Origin of the sequence: Chromobacterium vaccinii (genome assembly GCF_000971335.1) — a bacterium.
Taxonomy (GTDB): domain Bacteria; phylum Pseudomonadota; class Gammaproteobacteria; order Burkholderiales; family Chromobacteriaceae; genus Chromobacterium; species Chromobacterium vaccinii.
Map to the genome: position 1 here is coordinate 1 of NZ_JZJL01000109.1, position 3,425 is coordinate 3,425.

At 56.6% G+C, this 3,425-nt stretch carries 2 protein-coding genes; both read right to left on the bottom strand.

Annotated features, from left to right (window positions below; all coding sequences use genetic code 11):
* Positions 1 to 241: 241 nt before the first annotated feature.
* Positions 242 to 2,848 (bottom strand): TonB-dependent receptor plug domain-containing protein, encoded by a 2,607-nt coding sequence (locus VL52_RS22760; protein WP_046159185.1) that lies wholly within the window; start codon positions 2,846 to 2,848, stop codon positions 242 to 244.
* 365 nt (positions 2,849 to 3,213) lie between these two features.
* A partial coding sequence (locus VL52_RS25505; protein ID WP_235429363.1) for a hypothetical protein occupies positions 3,214 to 3,425 on the bottom strand: 212 nt, incomplete at its 5' end.

Consider the following 3,425-nt stretch of genomic DNA (forward strand, 5'->3'; position numbering starts at 1 on the left):
GAATCGTCGCCGGGGCGGTGGCCCCCCTACTCCTTTGGCTGCAATGCTTGTCATATGGATTACCCATTCCTTCAATAAAACCGGCAGACTCGGCCGGACCGGCATTCAGGTCCGGCCAGAGCTGCCAACCTGTCGCGCAGGCGGGGTGGGATCACCGCCCCGCCATCGCATTCCCTGCGCATAAAAACCTGCGCCGTCATGACAGAATGCTATAGCTGTGGACTAAATACAATAGCCAAAGCTAGAGTTTGTATGACGCTTTCAAGAAATAGGCTCGGCCCACCGGGTCGGCGAGAATCGGATCAAATCCTTTCTGGAAGAACTTGTTCTGATTACTGAAGGGAGGCTCCTGATCAAACAGATTCTTCACCCCCGCCGTCACGCTCAGCTTCTTCTTCCATAGATAGGTGGAAGACAGGTTCCAGTTGGAATACGGCTTGACGCTATGCGTCGCCTTATAGTCGGTGTAGCCGGACACATAGTTTTGGGCGAGCAACGCGCTCCAATCGCCGAAAGACCAGCCGAATCCCAGCGAATGCTTCCAGCGGACCACCGGCTGCAGGCCATTGTTCCATTGGCTCAAACGCGAGTAGTACACCCCTCCCGCCTCCACCTGCTGAACGAACTTGGAGGTATAAGTGCCATCCAGATTGATGGTGAAATTACCAAGACGGCTCTTGGGCAAGCGCCAGGAAAACGAAGTGTCCAAACCCGCCGCGCTCAGATTGCCCAAGTTCTCAGTCGGGGTGGCAACATAGTCTAGCTTGGAATACGGGTCATTCGGATTCACCCGCACAAAGCGGTCGGCATATTTGACCGGATCGTTGAAGATCAGATCATTGTCCAGCACGCCGATCACTTTATTGATAGTGGTCCACCAGAAATCGACGCTGGCGGTGATCTCCTTGATCGGCTCGATCACCACGCCGAAGGTGAGAGAAGTGGCGCGTTCAGGCTCCAAATTGCGATTGCCGCCCTGCTTGGCGAAAAAGGTGGTGCCGCAATCCGTCTTGTCCCCGCCGTTGGCCGGCGTCCCGTTCGGGCAGCGCGCCGGGTCGTCCAGATTATTGCCATTGGTATAGGTCTTGGCGTCCGGTTGGAAAATGTCGAACAGCGAAGGCGCGCGGAATCCTCTGCTCGCGGAGCCGCGGAACATGATTTGCGACGCCGGCTGATACTTGAATGCCACCTTGGGATTGAAAGCTTTGCCGAAGTCGCTGTACTTGTCGTAGCGGGCCGCCAACTGCACGTCCAACCCTTTTATGACAGGCACTTCCGCCTCAAGGTACAGTGCCGAGATATTGCGGCTGCCCTTGGTTGACTTGGAATCGGCGATCCCCGATCCAATCGCGTACTGAGCCAGATCCTGAATCTGGCTGTCCAGCTTCTCGTGCCGCAATTCGCCGCCGATCGCCGCCGCGACATTCCCCGCCGGCAAGGCAAAGATCTCCTTGCTGGCCTTGAAGTCCACCAATGCGGTTTCATATTTCGAAATCCAGCCGTCTCCTTTCAACTCGACGCCTTCCCATGCGCCGGCCGGAGAATCGCCGAACGGATTGATCTGATCGGTCAGCAGCGCCTGTTCTATCTTGTCGCTGTTTACATAACCGCTCTTGTAATTGATGGTGGTTTGGTTCGACGAATACGCGGCGCCGGTACGATAATCCCAACCGCCGATCAGCCCCTCTAGATTCACCGCCAGCCGCTGCGTATCGGAAATGCTCTTGGTCGTTCTGGGGCCGAGAGGATCGCTGCGCAGATTCAACACCGCCGTCGCCCCCGGCGTCACCGGCGAGCCATCCGGCAGCACTGTCGGGAAGTACTTGTTGACGCCCGCGGTCAGCGTGGCGACGGATTGCATCGGCGTAGGGCCGATGCGCGTGGTGCTGATGTTTCGGGCGCCCAGATACTGCGCCGTCAACATATGGTCGCCAAACTGCTTGCTGAGCTTGCCGTTGGCGGTGAATTGCTCCACCTCCGGCGTCAGATCCATGAACAGCCATGTCTTCTCGCCGCAGCTGGTCGCATCCCTGGGCGTGGAGTATGGCGGACGGCAATTCGGCATGGCCATGTTGTAAACATTGCCGTCGCCGGGATTGCCTTTGGACTTGTAGAGGAAGTTGGCTGGATAGGTGGTGCTGCTCAAAGACTGATTCTTGGTCGCGAATTCGCGATCCACAGTGCGAATCGCCTTGCTCTTCTGATACGACAAAACGCCGTAAGCGTTCCAGCCATCTTTCGCCAGGTCACCCACGCCGCCCAATACGCTCACATTCGCGGAATCGCCGCCTTTGTGCTGAGGGCTCAGCGCTTCGCCGGAAATGGTCAGCCCTTGATAGCTCTTCTTGGTGATGAAATTCATCACCCCGCCGATGGCGTCGCTGCCATACAGCGCGGAAGCGCCGTCGCGCAGCACCTCGATCCGGTCTATGGCCGACAGAGGAATGGCGTTCAGATCGGTCGCGATGCCGGAAATCGCCTGGTTGGCGACCCTGCGGCCATCCAGCAGCACCAGGGTATATTGCGGATCGAAGCCCCGCAGCCCGGCATAGGACGCGCCGCCGCTGACCGACTGCACGGAAGACGCACCAACCAGACTGGACTGGTTGCTGGCCAACGAATTGACCACCTGCTCCACCGTGGTGAAGCCTTGCTTGGTCATTTCTTCGGTGCGCACGATCGTCACCGGCAGCGCTTTTTCCTGCTTGATGCTGCGTTTGATGTTGGAACCGGTCACCTCCACCCGGTCCAGCTCTCCCGAGGACACGCCATCGGCGGCCCATGCCACAGGCGCATTGACGCCTATCCCCGCCATGGCCAAAGCCACAGCCAGCTGCTTCTTTTTCATCACGGAACTCTCCTTTGCTCTTTATCCGTATCTCGTCCGCCAGTTCTTCAGCTGGCGTGATCGCGCTCAAGCCATTCACATCGCATGAAATGGCTCTGGATTCGAGTGTGGGAAGAGTTCCTACAAACCGTCAATATCCGTAACAATTTGTCATTAAGTACAGATCATTTCTATACGTCATGCCATTCAGCGCAATTTTCTGCCCCAAACCACTTCACCATGCCGTGAACATAAAAGCAAAACCCGCATGCAACAAAGCATCCAGCCCCACCAGCCGCGCTAACCTTTCTCTCAGGAGCCTTCTCATCTCATATTCATCTGACAATGTCGTTTTTATGTAAAAAATGTTGCATTTACACAAATCACTAAAAGAAATTGTCAAAACTAGAAGTCTCCCCGGAGTCGGATGATGAGAAATAATCATGGTATTGATGCAAAAAAAGGAAGCGGACTTTGACCCTGAATGATCCCGCCCCATAAAAAAAGCCGGCCCCTCGGGCCGGCTTGTCCTGCATCGCCTCTTCCGCGCTACGCCGGCGCCAGCGCTGGGCACCAGCCCTGCGGAATCGCACCCAGC